This window comes from Nocardioides carbamazepini, from assembly GCF_024614185.1.
GTDB lineage: Bacteria > Actinomycetota > Actinomycetes > Propionibacteriales > Nocardioidaceae > Nocardioides > Nocardioides carbamazepini.
In genome coordinates this window covers 284,053-304,333 of the sequence record NZ_JAHTLF010000016.1, presented here as the reverse complement: position 1 = coordinate 304,333, position 20,281 = coordinate 284,053, and the positions used below count along the sequence as shown (strand labels likewise).

Below are 20,281 nucleotides of genomic sequence, written 5' to 3'. Positions count from 1 at the left end.
CTATCGCTTCTCGGAGCCGACCACGGCGACGCCGCGGAGATTGGCCCAGCCGCCGCCGGCCTGGACCAGCGCCCTGCTCGCCCCGGGCACCTGATGTCCCCCGGCCTTGCCCGTCACCTGCATCGCCGCCTCTGCGAGACGGATCAGCGCGGTCGCGCCGATCGGGTTGGCTCCCATGCATCCGCCCGACGGGTTGACGGGCAACGAGCCGCCCATCGCGGTCTCGCCGGACGCGACCAGCTCGGCGGCGCCACCTTCGGGGCACAGGCCCAGGCCCTCGTAGTAGGAGAGCTCGAAGCAGGTGTAGGGCTCCTGCAGCTCGGCCACGTCGAACTGGCGGAACGGATTGGTGATGCCGGCGTCCTGGTAGACCTTGGCCGCCGCGATCTGCAGTGGCTCGGACTGGATCATCTGCCGGTCGGCCGCGTTGTCCGCCTCGCAGTAGTAGGCCATGCCGTGGATCCACGCAGGGCTCTCGGTGATGGAGAGAGCGTCCTCGTCGGCAGCCAGGATCACGGCGCAGGCGCCGTCGGAGATCGGCGGCACGTCGAGCACCTTGATCGGCCAACAGAGCGGACGGGAGGCCATCACGTCCTCGACCGTGATCTCCTTCTTGACGTGGGCCTTCGGGTTGGCCAGCGCATGCTTGCGGTTCTTGACGCCGACCATCGCGGCCGCCTCCTCGGTGTGGCCCAGACGCTTGATGCGCGCGTGCCAGTAGGCGGCCGAGAAGCCCATGATCCCGACGGCGAACTCGCGGCCCCAGAAGGGGTCGTAGAGGGTCGAGATCGACGCCTGCAGCTGGCCCTCGGAGAGCTTGTCGTAGGCCACGACGAGGACCCGCTTGGCGCTGCCGCCCTTGATCTGGTTCATCCCGGCGAGCGCGCCGGCGAGCCCGGTGCCGCCGCCGCTGGTCACGCGGACGACCGGCTTGTACCGGGCACCGAGCGCGTCGACCAGCCACTTCTCCGGCTGGTTGACCGCCCCGAACATGGCCGGGCCGCTGGCGACGATGACGCTGTCGATGTCGTCCATGGTCAGGCCGGCGTCGTCGAGCGCCTCGACGACCGCCTCCCGGGCGAGACCCGCCTGGCTGACGTCGGTGCGACGACGTGCGTGGACGGTCTGGCCGGTGCCCACGATCGCGATGCTCTTCGAACGCCCGCTCACGAGGCCACCTCCATGGTCACGACGCAGTGGTTCTGCATGGCGAAGCCTCCCGTTCCGTGGACGAGCGCACTGGTGGCGCCCGGCGTCTCGTATCCGGTGCGGCCGGCGAGGCGGGACGCCGCCTCGTGCAGCCGGACCAGGCCGGTCGCCATGATCACGTCGGCAGGAAGCGCGCCGCCCGACTCGTTGATGGTCGTGGCCCCGACATAGGCGTCGAGCCCACGGTGGGCCTCGGCGAAGCCGAGGGCCTCGAGCACCATGAGCTCGCCGACGGTCGAGGTCGCGGAGACTTCCGCCAGGTCGAAGGAGCGGACGTCGTCGAGCCCGGCCATCCGCAGCGCGCTGCGCGTGGCGGCGGCGCACGCAGGCAGCGCGTCGGGCTCGCGCGCCGCGAGGAAGTGCTGGTCGATCGCCGACCCGAGCCCGGTCAGCCAGACCGGGGTGGCGGACACCTGGTCGGCCACGTCGGCCGAGGCGAGGAGCACCGCCACGGCCCCGTCGGCCGGGCGGGCCAGGTCACTGGCACGCAGCGGCGTCGAGACCGGGTCGTTCCAGAACGCGGCGTCGCCAGGCACCTCGGCCACGTCGACGTACGGGTTGGCCACCGCCCGCTCCCACGCACGGTTGCTCACCGCATGCAGGTCGTCGGCCTTGAGCCCGGCGGTCGCGAGGTAACGCTGGGCATACAGACCCGCGGCGCTGAACTGGTCGAGACCGACCGGGCGCTGGAGGAACGGCTCGAGGAGCCCCGTCCAGAAGTTGCGGACGTCGCTCTCCGACGGCTTGGAGTAGGCGATGACCAGACCGACCTTGGCGCTGCCGCCGGCGATCTTGTCATGCGCGTAGCTGAGCGACCAGAGACCGTCCTCCTCGACGCGCGACTCCTCCTTGTGGTGCGCGCCCATCGCGCCGAGGAAACCGCAGTTAGAGATGCTGCGGCCGTCGAGGAAGTCGCTACCCGAGTCGATGACGAAGTCGACGTCCTCGATGCGGAGCCCGGTGCCCTTCAGGGCACCCGCGACGGCCTCGGAGATCAGGTCGATGTGCTGGCGGTCGGGCCAGGCGGGCGACAGCACCGTCTGGGCACTGTTGACCACCGCGACCCGCCGGGTAGTGGTGTTCATCATGACGGAGATTCAACCTTACGTTTGGTAGAAAATCAAGAACCGGTCTGACGCCTGAGGGCCTCGGTCGGGCTGAGTCAGCCGGCGCCCAGCGACAGTCGCTCGAGCGCGGCAGCACGCACGGCGGCACGCGAGACCTTGAGCGCGACCGTCCGTGGCAGGGCGTCCACGAACAGCACGTCGGTCGGCTTCTTGTAGCCGGAGAGACGCTCGCGACACCGCGCCAGCACCCGGTCACGGAGGTCCGGCCCGGCGTCGGTCCCGGGCACGACGACCGCGACCACAGACTGTCCCCACCGCGGGTGGGGAACACCGACCACGGCGACCTCGACGACGCCGGGCACCGTGTCGATCACTCCCTCGACCTCCGCGGGGTAGACGTTCATGCCGCCCGAGACGACGAGGTCGGTGCGCCGCTCGAGAAGGGTCACGTAGCCGCGTTCGTCGACCGAGCCGATGTCGCCGGTGGCGAACCAGCCCTCACTGAAGGCCGCGGCACTCTCCCGGGGCCGGCGCCAGTAGCCGGACGCCAGCCCGGGACCGCGGACGGACAGCTCGTCGTCGACGACGCGGACCTCGTAGCCGTCGATCGGCCGCCCCACCGTCTCGAGGAGGACCGGATCGCCGGCGTCGGACGCGGAGGTCGCCGTCATGAGCCCTCCCGAGTTCTCCGTCATCCCCCAGCCCTCGATCAGCCGGTCCCCGACCACGTCGACCACGGCGGCCAGGCTGTCCGCCGCGGCCTTCGACGCGGAGTGGAGGATCGTGGTCAGCGACGCCCAGCGCTCAGGAGCCCGGGCCGCGTGTCGCGCGAAGTCGCCGAGCACCGGGCTGGGGAGGTAGGTGAAGGTCGCCCGGTGCCGGTCGACCGCCGCTGCCAGGTGCGGCACGTCCCAGTGACCGAGGAAGACGACCGTGCCGCCTATGGCGAGGTGGGTCAGCACATGGGCCGGGACCACCGACACGAAGGACATCGAACCGGTCATCGCGATGGTGCTGCGCGGCGCGAGCCGGTACGCGGCTCGGTGCTGGCGCGCGACGGCGACGACAGACCGGTGCGTGAGGAGGGCGCCCTTCGGTGTGCCGGTGGTCCCGCTCGTGTAGCCGATGACGTAGAGGTCGTCGGCGCCCGCCCTCGACAGCGGCGCGGTCGACCCGGTAGCGACCACCTCCGCCCGGTCGGTCGCGAGGAGGGGCGGCGGTCCGCCGCCGACCCGGAGCCGTGTCTGCGGCAACACGTCCGCGAGGTCCTCGACCGCGCCGTCGCGTGCCGAGCTCCACACCACCGCGCGCGGCTCGCTGTCGACGATGAGGGCACGTGCCTCGTGTGTGGTGTACCGCGCGTTCACGGGCACCACGACCAGACCCGCCATCGCCGCCGCGAGGTAGAGCTCGACGTACGGCACGCCGTCGTCGAGCCAGGCGGCCACCCTGTCCCCCGGCTCGAGACCGACCCCGACGAGGTGATGAGCGAGTCGCGCGGACCGCCCCACCAACGCGCCGTACGTCGTGGGCGTGCCGTCGGCATCGACCACGGCCACGTGGCCGGGGCTGGTGCGCGCGACCGCGAGGATCAGGCCGAGGACGCCGTCACGGGGCGACACTGCGCCCGCCGCAGACGGTCAGCACCTGACCCGTCAGGTAGGAGGAGTCATCGGAGGCGAGGAACGCGACCGCCCGGGCGACGTCGTCGGCCTCGCCGATGCGGGCGGCCGGGATCTTGTTCACCAGCCCGACCAGCACGTCCTCGGGCATCGCGCGGCTCATCGGTGAGTCGATGAGGCCGGGTGCCACCGCGTTGACGCGGACCCGCGGCGCCCATGCGAGCGCGAGACCGCGCGTGAAGCCGACGAGACCCGACTTGGAGGCGACGTAGTTGGTCTGGCCGAAGTTGCCGAGCGCCGCTCGTGAGCTCATGTTCACCACTGACGCACCCTCGCGGAGGTGCTCGGCGAGTGCCTCGGCCAGCCGCATCGGCGCCACGAGGTTGACGTCGATGACGGCCGCGAAGTCCTCCGGTGTCATCTTCAGAAGCCGCGCGTCCCGCGTGATCCCCGCGTTGTTGACCAGGACGTCGATTCCCCCAGCATCCGCGGCAGCCGCCACGACGCTCGCGAGACCGGTGTCGTGGGTGAGGTCCGCGACGACCGCCCGGGCGCGGTGGCCGTCGGTCGCCAGCTCCTCCGCAGCCGCGACGACGGCGTCGTCACGGTCGACGAGCAGGAGCGCATGACCCCGCTCGGCCAGGACCCGGGCGATGGCGAGCCCGAGGCCGCGTGCTCCGCCGGTGACCAGCGCGGTGCGAGTGCTCATGGCGCCACCTTCCCGATCAACGCCGTGCCCATCGTGACCACCTGACCGCTCAGGCCGTCAGGGACCCGCTCCACGGCGGTGTCGTCGCTGAGGTCCACCTCGTCCGGGAGGGCGAGCGCGTTGATCCGCCAGCCGGGCCGCGCCCCTTCGAAGGCGACAGCGCGGACGATGCCGACGAGACCGCCGACCAGGGCCGCCCGGGCCGGTCCCCGGTGGCCGAGAAGGTCGGCGGCCGGGACCACCACGACGATGTCCTCGTCGGCGCCGATCGCCTTCTGCACCTGCCCGAAGGCGACGAGCAGGGCCGCCCGCACGCCCCGGGCGTCGAGAGCCGGGTCGTCGATCGCGGGCGTGCGCAGTACGACGGTCACGCCGCCCCCTCCGCACGGACCAGGTCGAGCCGGGCGTAGGCGTCGGCGACCGGCGCGAGGAGCTCGCCGTCGACCAGAGCACGCTTGTAGTACAGGCCGACGTCGACCTCGTCGGTGAATCCGACGCCGCCATGCAGCTGGATCGCCTCCTCGGCTGCGTGCAGGAACACCTCGGCGGACCGGGCGAGCAGGAGGGGCCCGGCGATGCGGAGGCCGGCGACGTCGCCCGCGTCGACCATCTCCGCCGCGGCGAAGACCATCTCCTGCGCCACCGTCAGCGCGACGGCGACATCGGCGCACCGGTGCTTCAGCGCCTGGAAGGAGCCGATGGGTCGGCCGAACTGGTGGCGCGTCCGCAGGTACTCCAAGGTCTGCTCGAGGCAGGCGACGGCGGCCCCGGCCATCTCGGCAGCGAGCGGCACAGCCATCCGGTCGACGAGGCCGGACACCTCGTCGGTCGTGACCGGGCGGCTCCGAAGACACCGGGCCGGAGCGGCAGTGAGCTGCAGGTCGGCCAGGGCCCGGGTGGCGTCGACCGTGGCAGCCGGCGTCCTGCTGACCGCCCCGATCCGGGCGTCGACCTCGAAGAGGCCCCAGGCATCCGCGGTCCGGGCGACCACGACGAGGACATCGGCCCGCGCACCGTCGAGCACGAGCTCGGCGCGTCCGTCCACGATCCAGCCGGCGGGCGTCTCGGTGGCGGTGAGGCCGGCCGGCCCGTCGTCGGTCGGCCATCCGCGTCCGTGCCCGAGCACGAGCGCCGCGGTGCGTGTCCCGGCGCCGAGGGAAGCCAGCAGGTCGGTCGCCCGGTCGTCCCCCAGCAACACGAGCGCGCCCGACGCGAGCCCGGCCGACGCGAGGTACGGCGACGGGGCCAGCCGGGCGCCGAGCTCGCGGTGCACCAGGCACTGGACGAAGGTGCCCATGCCCGCGCCCCCGATCGCGGGGTCGAGCGCCAGGCTCGGCCACCCCAGGTCGACGAGCTGCTTCCAGGCGACCTCGTCGAAGCCGAGCGCCGTGGCGGCGGCGGCCCGGACCTTCTCGGAGGTGAACGTCGTGGCCGCCACCTCGCGCACCAGGGCGCTGACCTCGGCGTGGTCGCGCGCGCTCGCGGGCTCGGTGATCATGGGCGGGGCCTTTCTTGCCGGGCTCGAGCGCTCATCGCGGAAGCCCGAGGAGGCGCTCGGCGATGATGTTGCGCTGGATCTCGCTGGTGCCGGAGTAGATCGAGGCGGCGCGGGTGTGCAGCCGTTCGTGCGTGTCGTGGCGACCGGCCCTGAGTCCGCAGGCACCGACGGCCTCGGCGACGGCGGCGCCGAGCTCCTTCTCGAGCTCGCCCCACACGAGGTTGGTCATCGATCCGACGGCGCCGAGCCCCTCCCCGGAGGTCGCGAGGACGGCGCCACGGTAGTTGAGCAGCCGCAGTCCCTGGATACGCACCCAGAGGTCACGGTGGCGAGCTCGCGCGGTCGCAGCGCGGACCGAGGAGACCAGCCCGGCCGTCTCGGACTCGGCCAGTCGCCGCTCGACACCGGCCAACCGCACGAGCATCCGTGCATGGTCGGTGTAGCCCTGGTCGCCACGCTCGAACTGGAAGAGCGTCATCGCCGCCGCCCACCCCTGGCCCACCTCGCCGACGACCCAGTCCCGGGGCGCACGCGCGTCGTCGAGGAAGACCTCGCAGAACTCCTCGTCGCCGCTGATCTGCTTGATCGCCCGGATGGTGACGCCCGGCTGGTCGGCCGGCACGACGAGCAGGGAGAGCCCGCGGTGACGCTCGGAGCCCGGGGTGGTCCGGCACAGCACGAACACGAGGTCGGCGTACTGGCCGAAGGTGGTCCAGATCTTCTGGCCGTTGACGACCCACTCGTCACCGACGAGTTCGGCGCGGGTGCGGACCGCTGCGAGGTCCGAGCCGGCGTCAGGCTCGGAGAACCCCTGACACCACGCCTCGTCGCCCGCGAGGATGCCGGGGAGGAAGCGCTTCTTGAGCTCCTCGGTCCCGTGCACCATCAAGGTGGGTCCCAGCAGGATGAGACCGGGCGTGTTCGCCGGCTCCGGTGCCCCGGCGAGGGCGAGCTCCTCGTAGTACATGAACTGGGTCAGTGCATCGGCACCACGACCACCGTGCTCGACCGGCCAGTGCAGGCCGACCCAGCCGTCGGCGGCCAGCTCGCGGTGCCACGCGCGCCGGTGGGCGATCCGGGCGTCCTGCTCGAGCGGCTCGGGGCCGAGCGGGTGCTGCTGCAGCCAGCCGCGGAACTCAGCTCGGAACGGGTGGTCGTAGGGCACCGCCGGCAGCTCGGGGCCGAGAACGTGGTGGCCGAGCAGCGTGGCGGTACCACCCGGAGCCGGCGAGGTGGAGGCGGTCGGTGACGTCGTCATAGAAGTGCCAATGCGTTCGAGGGCGAGCTCACGCCGCCTGTCAGCGGAAGGGGGACGGCCACGAAGAGGAACGTCCAACGGCCGAGCTCGGCGCAGCGGTGCGCCAGCCGGTCGAGATCGAGGAGCTCCGCGACAGCGGTGCCGAGGAGCGGGATGAGGCGGCGGTGCAGTGATCCGATCGCCGGGTCGCCCGGTGCGCACTCGAGCGCCGGGTTGTCGGCACAGAGCGCGCCGATGCGGTGGTCCCAGACCCATTGCGCCGTCGCGTCGTCGGCGCGCAGGCCCGAGAACGCCGCGCCGAGAGCCGAGCCCGCGCGCGCGGCCGGTTCGAGCGCCCGATAGGCGGTCGTCCAGCCGAAGCGCAGACAGACCACGTCGCCCGGCTCGACCCTCACCCCTTGCGCGGCGGCGCACGCATCGAGGTCGCTCGCCGTGACCTCGGTCCCGGCGAAGGCATCGAGGGGTCGCCCCCCCTCGGCGGCCCAGCGACTCACGTCGAGCAACACGCCCCGGCCCACGATGCCCGTCGCCGCCCAGTGCTGGATGCCCAGCGGGGCGGGGTCCCGCAGGTCGGCGAGCCCCCCGAAATAGCCGTGCTCACGCGCCCGGACGTGCCGGAGCCCGTCCCACTGGGAGCCCGCCTGCGGGTTGAAGCCGTCCAGGACGTCCTCGTGGGTGTTCCGGCCGACGTCGATGACGGTGTGGCGGATCCGGGCCCGGCCGAAGAGAGGCGGGTCGAGCTCGTCGAGGGGGAGGTTGAGGCCGATCGACTCGCCGCGCTGGACCTGGCTCGCCGCGGACAGGCGACGCTCGTCGTCGATCAGTGAGAGGCTGCCGCGGTCGTGGTCGAGCAGGTCCCACGCGTGCGGGAGACCCAGCCCGGGCACCACCGGCAGCTCGTCGTACGTCGGGAGCTCGTGGGCGGTGACGACCGGCGCCGACGCCGTCATCGCGTCCGCCCCGAGGCCGGGAGGGCCTGGGCGTCCCAGGCCCGGTCGTGCGACTCCTGTCGCAGCGAGAACTTGTGCACGCGTCCGGTCTCGGTGCGCGGCAGGTCGTCGCGCAGCTCGACGTACCGGGGGCGCATGTAGTCACCGAGGACCTCGGACGAGAAGGCGTGCACGGCCGCCTCGTCGAGCCCCGATCCGGCGCGCGCGACGACCACGACGAGGACGTCCTCCTCACTGAGCTCCGAGGGCACGCCGATGGCCGCGACCTCGAGGATGTCCGGGTGCTCCAGCAGCGCCTTCTCGACGAGGAACGAGCTGATGTTCTCCCCTCGCCGGCGGATCGTGTCCTTGAGCCGGTCGACGAAGACGTAGTAGCCGTCCGGCCGGCGCCGGCAGATGTCACCGGTGTGGAACCAGCCCTGGTCGAGGGCCTCCGCCGTCCGCCCAGGATCGCGGAAGTACTCGCTCATGAACGCGTTGGGAACGGCGCTGCGGACCCACAGCTCACCGTTCTCGTCCGCGTCGAGCTCCACGCCGTCCGCACCGACGATCTTGAGCTCGGTGTGCTCGAGCGGCAGCCCGAAGGTGCCGGGCCGCCGGTCGTCCAGCGGGTTCATGCACGCCATGGTCCCGGTCTCCGTGAGCCCGTAGCCCTCGACGACGCGGACGCCGTACCGCTGCTCCAGCTCACCATGGAGGTCCTCGGGGACCGGCGCAGCCACGATCAGCCGGAGCGCGGTCGCCGCATCCTCGGGACGCGACTCCGTCTTGCTGAGCAGGGCCAGCATCGACCCCAGCAGGTTCGTCACCGTCGCGCCGCTCTCGGCCAACCACTGCGGGAACCGGCTGAGGGAGAACTTGCCGTGGAGGGCGACGCGGGCACCGAGCGAGAATGCCGCCATGCACGTGGTCTGCTGCGCGTTGCAGTGGAACAGCGGGAGGCAGGTCTGCAGCACGTCGTCGCGGTCGAGGCCGAGGTGGTGCGCGAAGTAGCCGCCGGTGTTGAGGTAGCTGGTGTGGCTCAGCACCACACCCTTCGGCAGGCCCGTGGTTCCGGACGTGTAGATGATGTTCATGGGGTCCGGGCCTGCGACGTCCGCCGGTGAGACCGCCGGGTGTGAGGCATCGATCAGGCCGCCGATCTCGCTCGTCGCCACGAGCCAGAGGCCGTCCACATCTGCGGAGTCGGCCACGATCTTCAGAAGGTCGTCATCGGCGAACACGCCCACCGCCTCGGAGTGCGTCAACGGGTGAGCGAGGGCCTCCCCGAGCGAAGAGGTGTTGAGGGGGACACCGACCGCTCCTGCCCGGGCCGCGCCCAGCCAGACATAGAGGAAGTCCAGCGAGTTCCGCATGAGGAGCACGACGCGGTCACCGGCTCTGACGCCGGCGCCCTCGAGCCAGGTCTGCACCCGCGCGGCTCGCTCATCGAGCTGGGCGTAGGTGCAGGTCCCATCCTCGAAAGTCACCGCCACGCGGTCCGCATCGTGCACGGCGCGATGCACCAGCAGCTGCGGGACCGAGGTGAACCTCGAGTACGGCTCCACCGCCGACACCTCCTCCTCTTTGATTTCTACCGTCCGTTTGGCAGAATATGTGGACATGGTCCCCGACGTCAACAACCAGGCTGCACCTGCGGGCCGGCTGGTGCGCACCTCGTGCACGCCGATCGGCACCGGGCTGGTCCCTGGCAATGAGGTCCGCGCGTTCGGCGGTTCCACACTTGCCCTGCTGCTGCGCGCAGCCGCCGGGCCGACGGACGCAGGACAGCGGCCGCACTCCCTCCACGCGCACTTCCTGGCGCCCGCATCACCGGCGGACCACCTCGACCTCCCGGTCCGCGTGCTGAGCCGCTCTCCCTCGTTCACGACCGTCGCGATCGAGGCGGTCCAGCCCCGGGGAACGGTCGCGACCGCCACGGCGTCCTTCCACCGCCCGCGGCCGAGCCGGGGACACGCCACCACGACGACACCTCCGTCGTCGGCGCCCCGAGAAGCCCGGCCCGCCGAGGGCGGCCCGATACCCGGAGAGCACCGGCCGTCCCGTCGTGACTTCGACCTCAGGTTCGCCGACACGGGGCCGGTGCCCGGGCCGGACGGCCGGCCCCTCCTGCGCTACTGGGTTCGCTACCGGGCGGACCTGTCCGGGCCGCTCGAGCAGGCGGTGGCGCTCACCTGGGTCTCCGACCTCTGCCTCACGAGAGTGGCGGACCTGGAGCACGAGTCGTCGCCGGGTCGCCGTCAGGCCGCCTCGCTCGACCACGCGGCGTGGTACCACCGCCCCTTCGACATCCGGCAGTGGTTGCTCTACGAGACCAGCAGCCCGTCGTACGCCGACGAGGTCGCGCTGTCGACCGGGCGCTTCTTCGCCGACGGCGAGCTGGTCGCGACCTCAGCGCAGCAGAGCCTCCTGCGCCGGACCGTCTGACACCGGTCCGGCCGGCCTCAGGACGAGGTGATCAGCGCAATCGACATGCGGGCGTACTCCGAAGCCACCTTCTGGGCGCTCTGCGGCCCGCGGGGGTTGAACCAGTCGGGCAGAGAGGAGACGGCGGACATCACGAAGTAGGTCGCGAGTCGGACGTCCAGATCCTCGCGGACGTCTCCACTGTCCTGAGCGGCCTTGACGAACTCGCCGACGACCGTGTCGTAGTACTTCCGCTGCTTGGACATGAAGGCCTTCAGGTCGTCGCTGGCGTAACGCCACTCCCGTGCGAACAGGCTGGCGCGCTGGAGGTGGGTGACGTACCAGAGCGCATACTCGACGAGGAACGCCTCCAGTCTCGCGAGCGGAGCGCCCTCACCCGCGCGGTGGCGCTCGGCGATCTCGCTGCATGCGGCGTGCGAGTCCTCGAAGATCCGGCGGAGCAGGGTCTCCTTGGTGTCGATGTAGTAGTAGAGGCTGCCCTTGAGCATGCCTAGTTCGTCGGCGAGATCCTGCACGGACGTGGAGGCGTACCCCTTCTCGGAGAACAGCTTCACCGCCGCCCCGAGAACCTCCTGGTCCCGTGACCGGTTGCCGTCGAGCGGAGTCCGGCGGGCGTCCTTGACCCCTGAGCCGGGCGGTCGTCCTCGTCTCGCCGGCGCCGACCCCGATGTCTTGCGCTGTGCTGCCATGGACTCCTCTTCCTCTGCCGAGCGCGGCGATCGTACCCCATTTCAATCGTACGGTTGGTCAGACGCGACCAGCGACCGCCGATGCGTCGCGCGGGTGCCCCAGGACGTTCAGTGCGTCCTCGAACGCGCCGAGGAAGCTGTCGACCTCCTCGTCCGACCTCACAGGGTGAGGCCGCCGTCGACGGTGAGGACCTGGCCCTGCACCATCGCGAAATCGGGTCCGGCGAGCGCGGCGATGACGCCCGCGACCTCCTCAGCCGTCACGCCGCGAGCGGCGGGGGTGGCCGCGACCTGGTCGGCGAGTCGACTCTCCCAGGTGTCGGGGAACATCTCCCGACGCGCCTTCGTGTCGATCGGACCGGGAGACACGCAGTTGACCCGGACTCCACGCGGTGCGAGCTCGCGGGCGAGGTGGCGGACCAGGTGCTCGGCGAGCGCCTTCGGCGCGCCCAGCAGGCCGTAGCCGTCGAGCGCACACCGCGCGCCGGCGCTGGTCACGAACACGACCGATGCTCCGGGAAGGAGCAGGGAGCTGAGCTCGCGCACGACATGTGCGACCGACGTGCCGTTGAGCCGGACCGCGCGGTCGAGGTCGGCGCCGTCGTGCTCCAGCAGGGCACCCGGTGCTCCGGCGGCCGCTGCGTGGACGAGGTGGCTGACGGCGTCGACACGAGCGCGTACGGCGTCCGCGACCGCCCGAGCGCCGCCGCGCTCCGCCAGGTCCGCCCGAACCAGGTGGACGGTCGCCCCTGTCGAGCCGAGCTGCGTGCGGGCATCCGCCGCGGCGGAGCTGTCGCGGGAGTACGTCAGGAAGACCTCGCCCCCGGGCGTGGCCAATCGCCGCGCCACGGCGAGGCCCAGGCCACTCGTCCCACCAGTGACGACGACCGCCATGTCAGGCGTCCGCCGGAGTCGGGACGGGCGGCTCGACCAACTCGACGACCACACCGTCATCGTCAGTGAGGTGGACCGCCCGACCTCCGGCCCGCGGGCCGGTCGTGATCCCCATGACGCGGCCCGCCGGGCGCCAGCCGAGGCCGGCGGCACGGGCGAGGACGTCGTCCAGGTCGTCGACGAGCATCCTCTCCGTGCGGTCCGGGTCGCCCACGGTCAGGCCGTGGTGTCCGACGGCGATCACGCTCATTCCTGTCGCTCCTCGTTCGATCGGCATGTTGCGGACGGGAAGGTCGCTCGCCCGCCGGAACGTCCGGCGGGCGAGCGACGTGGACCTCTAGGACGCGGACGCCCAGAGCTCGTTGTAGGCCGCCACGAAGTCGATCGGCGTCTCGTACTGCGACTCCGGGCTCTCCGGGAGGTTGTTGTTGGCATCCACCACGCGGAAGCCGACGCCCTGAGGGACAGTGTCCTCTCCCTGCAGGACCCGGTTGATGTTGTCCATCGCCGCGTAGCCCATCCAGGTGGCGGAGTGTGCCGCCGTCACGGCGGTGAACTTGTCATCGCGCACCAGGTCGAGGGCGGGCGCCTGCCCGGAGCCGCCGGCTCCGATCAGATCGAGCCCGCTCTCGTTGACCGCCTGGGCTCCACCGGCCGTCGAGATGTTGACGTCGAAGGGGAGGAACACCGAGTTGGCGTCGGGGTGCTGTGCGAGCGAGGCACGGAACTGCTGGATCCAGGTGCCCTCCGGGGCGAGGTCCGCGGAGCCGAACTCGATCTGCTCGAGGATCTCGCACTCCTCGCACTCCTCGACCGTCGCGACGAAGGCGTCGTTGATCAGGGCCTGCAGTGGCTCGGTCCCCTCGTTGACGATGACCTTCGCCTTGCCCTCGGTCGCCGCCACCAGGTAGTCGGCGCCGATCTCACCCCACCTCTTGAAGTACTCCTCACCCGTTTCCGCACCCTCCGCATAGTTCATCTCCGCGGTGAAGAGCTGCGGTCCTCCGGTCGCAGCACAGTCGAGGGCCTCGACACCCATGACCTCGACGCCGGCGTCGACCGCCTCCTGCAAGGGAGCCTGGACGATCGGGCAGGAGATGCCGTGGATGATCAGCGCGTCGGGCTTCGCGGCGAGCGCGGTGCGCACAGCCGCCTCGTTGCCGCCGCCCACGTTCAGCTTGCCGTCGGCGATGTGGAACTCGATGCCCATCGCCAGGGCGGCCTCCTGGGCCGCGTTGGCCGGCACCGAGCAGTCCGGGATCGCCATGCCGCACGAGATCCACCAGACCGACTTGTCGGTCGACATCTCGGGTCCCGTCGTCGGGGGCTCGTGCTCGGTGCCTTCGAAGAGCTCGTCGAGCCCATCGGTGTTGGCGGCCAGCTCGTCCTTGGTCGATCCGCCCTCGGCGGTGTCGGAACAGGCTGACAGCGCGAGTGCGGCGACCGCGATGAGCGGCAGCGCCACGGTGCGCAGCAGGTTGTGGTTCTTCATTTCGGTTTCTCCAGCGTGGGTGAGTGAGTGCGATCCGGCGGACCGGCACTCGACTGTGGGGGGTGCTGCGGTCAGCCCGAGATCGTCGTCCGCGCGGCGTCGTCGGTCGTCGCGGTGGAGCCACCTCCCCCCGGACCCGGCTCTCCGGCCGCCCCCGTCCGCCGGGTCGACCGGTCGCGCAGCTTCCGCCTTGCCGTGTTGTCCCTGGCTCGACCCATGAGGGTCGACACGGCCACGGCGAGGACCAGCGCGGAGCCGTTGAAGACGGGCGTGACCCACGCCTGCGCGCCCATGAAGGTGAAGCCGTTGACCGCGACCGCGACGAGGAAGACGCCGAAGATCGTTCCCCACACGTTGTACCGGCCGGGCCGGATCGCCGTGGCGCCGAGGAACACCGCGGCCAGGGCGGGGAAGAGGTACGCCGTGCCCGACGTCGGGTTCGCCCCGCCGCTCCGGATCGTCAGCAAGACGCCGGCGACGGTGGCTAGGAGCGCGGAGATCACGAAGGTGAGGGCGACCGCACGGTCCACCCGGATGCCCACCAGCCGCGCAGCACTCTCGTTCGAGCCGATCGCCTCGAGCCGGCGACCGAACGGTGTCTGCATCAGCAGGTACCAGGTCACGATCGAGACAGCCATCAGCAGCCAGAAGGGCACCGGGATGCCGAGGAGCGCCTGGGTGCCCCAGTCGCTCAGCTCGCGCGGGATCCCGTTGGTGATCGTCTGGCCCTTCGTGTACCACTGCAGCAGACCACCGATGAGGGTGTAGGTGCCGAGGGTGGCGATGAACCCGTTGAGCCGTAGCCCGGCGACGAGGAGGGCGTTGATCAGTCCCGCCGCCGTGCCGACGGCGAAGGCCGCGAGGATCCCTATGTAGATCGGTTGCCCATGGGTCCCGATGACGGCCGCGGCGGTGACATTGGTCAGACCGGCGATCGCTGCGACCGACAGGTCGAAGTAGCCGCACACCAGGGGGACCACCATCGCCAGCGCGATGAGACCGGTCACGGACTGGTTGGCGAAGATGTTGTTGACGTTGGCGCTCGACCGGAAGGCGGTGCTCGACGCCTCGTTGAGCGCGAAGAACAGGATCAGGAGACCGAGGAACAGCGGCAGGCCCGCGTGCTCCAGCGCGGTCGTGATCGACGGGGGCCGACGACGGAGCACGGCATGCCCCGGCTTCTCGGTCGCGCTCGCGACCGCGGTGTCGGCGGGCAGTGTGCTGGTCACGACGTTGCCTTTCCTTCGACGAGGCTGAGCTCGGTGAGTCGGTGTGCGGTGATGTCGGCGCCGGAGACCTCTGCGACGACCCGGCCCCGGCGGAGCACGAGGACGCGGTCGGCGACGTGGGCGAGCTCCTCGAAGTCGGAGGCCACGACGATCGCCCCCGAGCCGTTGTCCGTGGCCTCGCGCACGAGGCGGTAGATGTCGGCCCGGGCCCCGACGTCGACGCCCTGGGTCGGCTCGTCGAGGAGAAGAACCTGAGGCTTGCGGCGCATCCAGCGCGCCATCACGACCTTCTGCTGGTTGCCGCCCGACAGCGCGCTGAGAGGCACCGCGCCGGTCGGCGTCTTCACCCCGAACTCGGCGATGAGGTCGCGCCCGTCCTCGCGCAGCCGGCGGCCGCGCAGGAAGCCGCCACGCCAGTAGCCCCCGATCACCGAGAGGGCGCCGTTCATGTCGACCGTGAGGTCGGTGAACGCGGCGTCCTGGAGCCTGTTCTCCGGGACCATCACGATTCCGTCGGCGATGGCGTCGATCGGGCGCCGGTAGCGGACGGAGCGTCCGCCGACGGCGATGTCACCACCGTCCGGCGCGCGGTCGCCGAAGACGGTACGCAGCAGCGTGGAGCGTCCCGATCCCAGCAGACCGGCGATGCCGAGCACCTCTCCCTCGTGGAGAGTGAGCGAGACGTCCCGCAGCGGACCGGAGGCGAGGTGCCTGATCTCCAGCAGCGGCGCGCCGTCGGTCCGCCGCGGTTCGTGCCGCAACTGGTGCTCCACCGTACGGCCGAGCATCAGCTCGATGAGGCCCTGCTCGTCGAGATCGGCGGTGTCGGTCGTCGCCACCCGGCGGCCGTCGCGGAGCACGGTGACCCGGTCGCAGAGGTCCAGGACCTCGTCGAGACGGTGGCTGACGTAGAGGATGCTCTGGCCCTGGGCGGCCAGCTTGCGCAGCCCCTCGAGGAGCTGCTCGACCTCCTTGACGGGGAGTGCGGCGGTCGGCTCGTCGAGGATCAGGAGGCCTCGGTGGTCGTCCCCCGCGGCCTGGAGGGCACGGGCGATCGCGACCTGGGTGCGTGCCGCCACCGTCAGGGACGCGAGCCGGGTGCGAGGAGTCGCCGGGATGCCGAACCGCTCGATCAGGCGGGCGGCCTGACGGCGCTGACGACCCCAGCGGATCCGACCACCGAGCGCGGTCTCGAAGCCACCGCCGATCGCCAGGTTCTCCGCGACACTGAGGTCCGGGAACACGGCGAGGTCCTGGTGGACGGTGCAGATGCTCAGACGCGAGGCGTCACCCGGCGTCACCGCGTCGGCGGCGACGTCCTCGTCGTCGACCCGGATGACCCCGCCGGGGTCGGCCTGGTAGACGCCGGAGAGGATCTTGATCAGTGTCGACTTGCCGGATCCGTTGCCCCCGCAGAGTGCGTGGATCTCTCCGGGCCGGACGTCGAGGTCGACGTCGTCGAGAGCGCGCGTCCCGGCGAACGTCTTCGACACACCGCGCACCGACACGGCAGGCGCGACGGTCGCGACGGCCTCAGCCCCCTGCGATGGGCTGGCAACGACTTCTGTCATGTCGCCCGCTCCTCTCAATTTTCGATCGTCCGTTTGGTAGGTAAATGAGGGCATGGTCGAGCCTTCGCCAGACCGTGGGCTACGCCAGTCGACCGCCGTCGACGACGAGCTCGGTGCCGCTGACGAAGGACGCGTCGTCGGAGGCGAGGAAGGTGATTGCTGCCGCGACCTCACCCATCTGCCCGTAGCGCAGGGTCGACCCGGAGACCTGTCCCCGTGCCCGGCGCCGGTCGTCGAGCTCGCGGATCATCCGGCCATCCAACGGTCCCGGACAGACCGTCACGACCCGGATGCCGCGATCGGCCACCTCGTGGGACGCGGACCGGCTCAGCCCGACGACGGCGTGCTTCGAGGCCACGTACGGCGCGACGAGCGGCGCGCCGCGCAACGACGCCGTGCTGCCGACGTTCACGACGACACCGCCGTCCCTCACGACCGGCAGTCCGTGCTTCAACCCCAGGAAGACGCCGATCACGTTGACCCGCAGGACGCGCTCGAGGTCGGCGACGTCGGTGTCGACGATCCGGCCCACCGGGCCCTCGATGCCGGCGTTGTTGACGAGCACGTCGATGGCACCGCCCCCACGGCTCGCCGCCGCGGCGAGCGCTGCCGCCATCTCGCCTTCGTCCGTCACATCCGCGGCCAGGACGCTCAATGCGTCGTGACCGAGATCGGCGGCCGCCTTCCCGAGGCCCTCCTCGTCCCGGTCCAGGAGTGCGACACGAGAGCCCTCGGCGAGCAGGCGTCGCGCGATCTCGCGGGCGAGCTCCCCCGCTCCGCCGGTGACGACGGCGAACCGCCCCGCCAGCCCGCTCATGACACCCGGAGGTGATCGCGGACGAACCGCCCGAGCGCCGCGACGGACTCCCCCGCCTGCGGCAGGAACGGGAAGAGGGTCCAGATGTGGACCATGCCGTCCGGCGTCATGACCTCGGCCTGGCCACCCTGCTCGACCGCCTTGGCGGCGAAGCGGACGGCATCGTCACGAAGGACCTCGGTGGCGCTGGCCATCAGCAGGAGCGGCGGCAGCCCGGCGAGGTCGCCGTACAGCGCGGAAGCGAGAGGGTTCTGTGCCGGGTCGAGATCACCGATATAGACCTTCCCCATCTCCACGACCATCGTGCGGTTGATCAGTGGGTCGATGGCGTCGTTGGTCACCTGCGACTCTCCGGTGCCCGCGAGATCGAGCAGTGGCGAGATCGCGAAGGCGGCGGCCGGCATCGGGAGTCCGGCCTCCTTGATGGCCAGTAGCAGAGCCATCGCCAGCCCACCGCCGGCCGAGTCCCCGCTGACCACGACGTCCTTCGGCTCCACCTCGTCCAGCAGAGCGCGGTAGCAGGCCAGAGCATCGTCGACGGGGGCCGGGAAGGGGTGCTCCGGCGCCAAGCGGTAGTCCGGCACGATGACCGGCACCCCGGCGGCGGCGGAGATCCGATAGCCGAAGTTGCGGTAGGCCCGGGAGGAGCCCATGACGTAGCCGCCGCTGTGGAAGTGGAGGATCACCCGTCCGTCCGTCGCCGCGCCGGGAGCGGCGACCTTGCGGCCCGCGACGCCGCCGAGCTCGACCTCGGAGATCTCCGCGTCGACCGGGACGTCGAAGGTGGCGCACATCGCCTCGAACCCGTCTCGCCACTCGGAGATCGGAGCGTCGACCGGTGGGGTCGCCTCCACGAACATCGCAACTGCTCGCGCGAGCTCGTCCTCGTTCATCGTGGTGTTCGTCATCAGCTTGCTTCCTCGTCCTCAGGTTGCGTCGTAGGTGGCGACGAGTCGCCCTTGCACGCCGCCGGCCCGGAGCAGGTCGATGCCGTCAGCGATCTGGTCGAAGCGGAGCGGGGTGGTGACGATCTCCAGGTCGCCGGCCGCCATGAGCTCGTAGACCGCGGCCGTGTCGGCCTTCTTGCCCCCGAGCGAGCCGAGCAGCTGTAGCTGCTTGGTCACCAGCGCCTGGTTCGAGATCGTCATGTCGACAGAGCCGAGACCGACCTGGACGATCCGCCCGCCCGGTGCGATCGCTTCGACCGCCGCGGCGGTCGTGGTGCCGAAGCCGGCGAAGTCGACGATGACGTCGAGCTCGTACGTCGCGAGCTCCTTGGCATCGGCGACCACCGCGGTGAGGCCGGCCGCGAGACCCGCCTCGTGCTTCTCCTCGTCGATCTCGGCGGCGTACACCTCCGCACCGGCGAGCACCGCGATCCTCGCGCCGGTCAGGCCGAGACCACCGAGCCCGATGATGCCGACCTTGTGACCGGGGCCGACCCCACCGACGACCCGGACCGCGTGGTACGACGTCATCCCGGCGTCGGTGCCCGACGCGGCCTGCACGAAGCTCACGTTGTCAGGGATGGGCACGAGCTGATCGACCTTGCCGATGCACTGCTCCCCGAAGCCACCGTCGAGCACGATGCCCGGAGCGTCGAGGCCGTCGCCGGCGATGCCGACCCGGTCACCGACGGCGAAGCCGTCGACGCCTTCGCCCACCTCGCTGATGACACCCGCGACCTCGTGACCGAGCACGATCGGCATCTGCTCGAGCATCCAGGTGATGTGTCCGTCGACGAAGCCCACGTCGCTGTGGCACAGTCCGGCGGCGCGCACGTCGACGACGACCTGGCCCCGGCCCGGCCTGGGCGTCGGGAGCTCGACGAGACGGAGCGGTTCGCCCGCCCCGGTGAACTGCCAGCCATGCATCGCGTCGTTCCTCTCTGCTCACGACCCGGCGTCCGCCGAGGCCGGTCTTGCTGTGGAATCGCCCCACCAGGGTGTGGCGCACGTCATATGCCGGGTAACATATCCACCAAACGCCCGTTTGACAACAACTCTCCGAGGAATCTTCAATTGAGCACTTTCACATCCCTCCCCAGCGGTGCCTTCGAACGCCTGAACCTCGAGGGAAGAACCGCGCTGGTGACCGGAGGAGCAGCGGGCATCGGCGCCGCCTGCGCCCGCCTCCTTGCCGCGCGGGGCGCACGCGTCACCGTGGCGGACATCGACGGCGACGGCGCCGTGACCCTGGCATCGGAGCTGCCGAACGACGCCGTCGGCACACGGCTCGACGTACGAGATCCGGCGGCGATCGCGGCCGTCGTCGACGAGGCGGTGGCGACGACCGGTCGGCTCGACATCGCCGTCAACAACGCAGGCGTCGGCGTCCCCGTCCTTCACGACGTGGGCGCCACCGAGGTCGACGAGTGGAGACGCGTGACGTCCGTCAACCTCGACGGCGTGATGGCTTGCCTACGCGCCGAGCTGCGCGCGATGGTCGCCGCGGGCAACGGCGGTGCGCTCGTCAACATGGGCTCGATCGGCGCCGCCTCCGGCATCGCCGGCGCCTCGCCCTACGTCGCCAGCAAGCACGCGGTCCTCGGCCTCACCCGCACGGTCGCCATCGAGTACGCCGCGCGCGGCATCCGGAGCAACCTGGTGGTGCCCGGCTACGTCGACACCTCGATCTCGCCGCGAACCCCGGAGCAGAAGCAGCGGCTCGCCGACCTCCACCCGCTCGGGCGGCTCGCCACGCCGGAGGAGGTGGCCGAGGTCGTGGCCTTCCTCGCCTCCGACGCGGCATCGTTCGTCACCGGCTCGGCGTACGAGGTCGATGGCGGGTACCTGGCGCGGTGAACGTCTCGGCGCCCGCAGGCCGAAGCCTGCGGGCGCCGAACGTGG

The 20,281-nt window shown here is 71.2% G+C and carries 20 protein-coding genes; 2 read left to right on the top strand and 18 right to left on the bottom strand.

Annotation, left to right across the window (positions count from 1 at the left end; genetic code table 11):
• From KVF89_RS14230 to KVF89_RS14190, 9 genes are all read right to left on the bottom strand, one after another.
• A complete protein-coding gene (locus tag KVF89_RS14230; protein WP_257426408.1) occupies nt 1-1,170 on the bottom strand; it encodes a thiolase C-terminal domain-containing protein in 1,170 nt (389 codons plus the stop codon).
• A complete protein-coding gene (locus tag KVF89_RS14225; RefSeq protein WP_257426407.1) occupies nt 1,167-2,297 on the bottom strand; it encodes a thiolase C-terminal domain-containing protein in 1,131 nt (376 codons plus the stop codon). The genes KVF89_RS14230 and KVF89_RS14225 overlap by 4 nt, the downstream gene beginning before the upstream one ends.
• Nucleotides 2,298-2,371: 74 nt before the next feature.
• Nucleotides 2,372-3,898, bottom strand: coding sequence for a class I adenylate-forming enzyme family protein (locus tag KVF89_RS14220; protein ID WP_257426406.1), 1,527 nt, complete (start codon nt 3,896-3,898; stop codon nt 2,372-2,374).
• Nucleotides 3,885-4,607: an SDR family oxidoreductase gene (locus KVF89_RS14215; RefSeq protein ID WP_257426404.1), complete on the bottom strand. Its 723-nt coding sequence runs from the start codon at nt 4,605-4,607 to the stop codon at nt 3,885-3,887. Before KVF89_RS14215 ends, KVF89_RS14220 begins: the two co-directional genes overlap by 14 nt.
• The gene (locus KVF89_RS14210) at nt 4,604-4,978 is read right to left on the bottom strand and encodes a hypothetical protein (RefSeq protein ID WP_257426402.1); all 375 of its coding nucleotides are present in this window, start codon (nt 4,976-4,978) and stop codon (nt 4,604-4,606) included. The genes KVF89_RS14215 and KVF89_RS14210 overlap by 4 nt, the downstream gene beginning before the upstream one ends.
• Nucleotides 4,975-6,105: an acyl-CoA dehydrogenase family protein gene (locus KVF89_RS14205; RefSeq protein ID WP_257426400.1), complete on the bottom strand. Its 1,131-nt coding sequence runs from the start codon at nt 6,103-6,105 to the stop codon at nt 4,975-4,977. The genes KVF89_RS14210 and KVF89_RS14205 overlap by 4 nt, the downstream gene beginning before the upstream one ends.
• A 31-nt stretch (nt 6,106-6,136) precedes the next feature.
• Complete coding sequence (locus KVF89_RS14200; RefSeq protein ID WP_257426398.1) at nt 6,137-7,363, bottom strand: acyl-CoA dehydrogenase family protein; 1,227 nt, start codon at nt 7,361-7,363, stop codon at nt 6,137-6,139.
• Complete coding sequence (locus KVF89_RS14195; RefSeq protein WP_257426396.1) at nt 7,360-8,313, bottom strand: cyclase family protein; 954 nt, start codon at nt 8,311-8,313, stop codon at nt 7,360-7,362. The genes KVF89_RS14200 and KVF89_RS14195 overlap by 4 nt, the downstream gene beginning before the upstream one ends.
• Nucleotides 8,310-9,860 carry an AMP-binding protein gene (locus tag KVF89_RS14190; protein ID WP_257426395.1) on the bottom strand — a complete coding sequence of 517 codons (1,551 nt, stop codon included), beginning with the start codon at nt 9,858-9,860 and terminating at the stop codon, nt 8,310-8,312. Before KVF89_RS14190 ends, KVF89_RS14195 begins: the two co-directional genes overlap by 4 nt.
• Before the next feature lie 55 nt (nt 9,861-9,915).
• On the opposite strand from KVF89_RS14190, the gene KVF89_RS14185 reads away from it, so the two are divergent.
• Entirely contained in the window at nt 9,916-10,740 is an 825-nt protein-coding gene (locus KVF89_RS14185) for an acyl-CoA thioesterase (protein ID WP_257426393.1), read from the top strand.
• Between the two features lie 17 nt (nt 10,741-10,757).
• Here KVF89_RS14185 and KVF89_RS14180 read toward each other — a convergent pair whose 3' ends face one another.
• From KVF89_RS14180 to KVF89_RS14140, 9 genes are all read right to left on the bottom strand, one after another.
• Nucleotides 10,758-11,429, bottom strand: a complete 672-nt coding sequence (locus KVF89_RS14180; protein WP_257426391.1) for a TetR/AcrR family transcriptional regulator — start codon at nt 11,427-11,429, stop codon at nt 10,758-10,760.
• Nucleotides 11,430-11,588: 159 nt separating this feature from the next.
• On the bottom strand, nt 11,589-12,323 hold the full coding sequence (locus tag KVF89_RS14175) for an SDR family NAD(P)-dependent oxidoreductase (RefSeq protein ID WP_257426390.1): 735 nt from the start codon (nt 12,321-12,323) through the stop codon (nt 11,589-11,591).
• Between the two features lies 1 nt (nt 12,324).
• Nucleotides 12,325-12,573: a hypothetical protein gene (locus tag KVF89_RS14170; protein WP_257426388.1), complete on the bottom strand. Its 249-nt coding sequence runs from the start codon at nt 12,571-12,573 to the stop codon at nt 12,325-12,327.
• Between the two features lie 87 nt (nt 12,574-12,660).
• On the bottom strand, nt 12,661-13,815 hold the full coding sequence (locus KVF89_RS14165; RefSeq protein ID WP_257426386.1) for a sugar ABC transporter substrate-binding protein: 1,155 nt from the start codon (nt 13,813-13,815) through the stop codon (nt 12,661-12,663).
• A 71-nt stretch (nt 13,816-13,886) separates the two neighbouring features.
• Nucleotides 13,887-15,044: an ABC transporter permease gene (locus KVF89_RS14160; protein WP_257426384.1), complete on the bottom strand. Its 1,158-nt coding sequence runs from the start codon at nt 15,042-15,044 to the stop codon at nt 13,887-13,889.
• Nucleotides 15,041-16,615, bottom strand: a complete 1,575-nt coding sequence (locus KVF89_RS14155) for a sugar ABC transporter ATP-binding protein (protein WP_257426382.1) — start codon at nt 16,613-16,615, stop codon at nt 15,041-15,043. The genes KVF89_RS14160 and KVF89_RS14155 overlap by 4 nt, the downstream gene beginning before the upstream one ends.
• A gap of 79 nt (nt 16,616-16,694) precedes the next feature.
• Complete coding sequence (locus KVF89_RS14150; RefSeq protein ID WP_257426380.1) at nt 16,695-17,432, bottom strand: SDR family NAD(P)-dependent oxidoreductase; 738 nt, start codon at nt 17,430-17,432, stop codon at nt 16,695-16,697.
• On the bottom strand, nt 17,429-18,340 hold the full coding sequence (locus KVF89_RS14145) for an alpha/beta hydrolase (RefSeq protein ID WP_257426378.1): 912 nt from the start codon (nt 18,338-18,340) through the stop codon (nt 17,429-17,431). The genes KVF89_RS14150 and KVF89_RS14145 overlap by 4 nt, the downstream gene beginning before the upstream one ends.
• An 18-nt stretch (nt 18,341-18,358) precedes the next feature.
• Nucleotides 18,359-19,306: a zinc-binding dehydrogenase gene (locus KVF89_RS14140; RefSeq protein WP_257426377.1), complete on the bottom strand. Its 948-nt coding sequence runs from the start codon at nt 19,304-19,306 to the stop codon at nt 18,359-18,361.
• Nucleotides 19,307-19,453: 147 nt separating this feature from the next.
• Between KVF89_RS14140 and KVF89_RS14135 the strand changes: the two genes are divergently transcribed.
• Nucleotides 19,454-20,236 (top strand): SDR family NAD(P)-dependent oxidoreductase, encoded by a 783-nt coding sequence (locus tag KVF89_RS14135; protein WP_257426375.1) that lies wholly within the window; start codon nt 19,454-19,456, stop codon nt 20,234-20,236.
• Nucleotides 20,237-20,281: the final 45 nt, after the last annotated feature.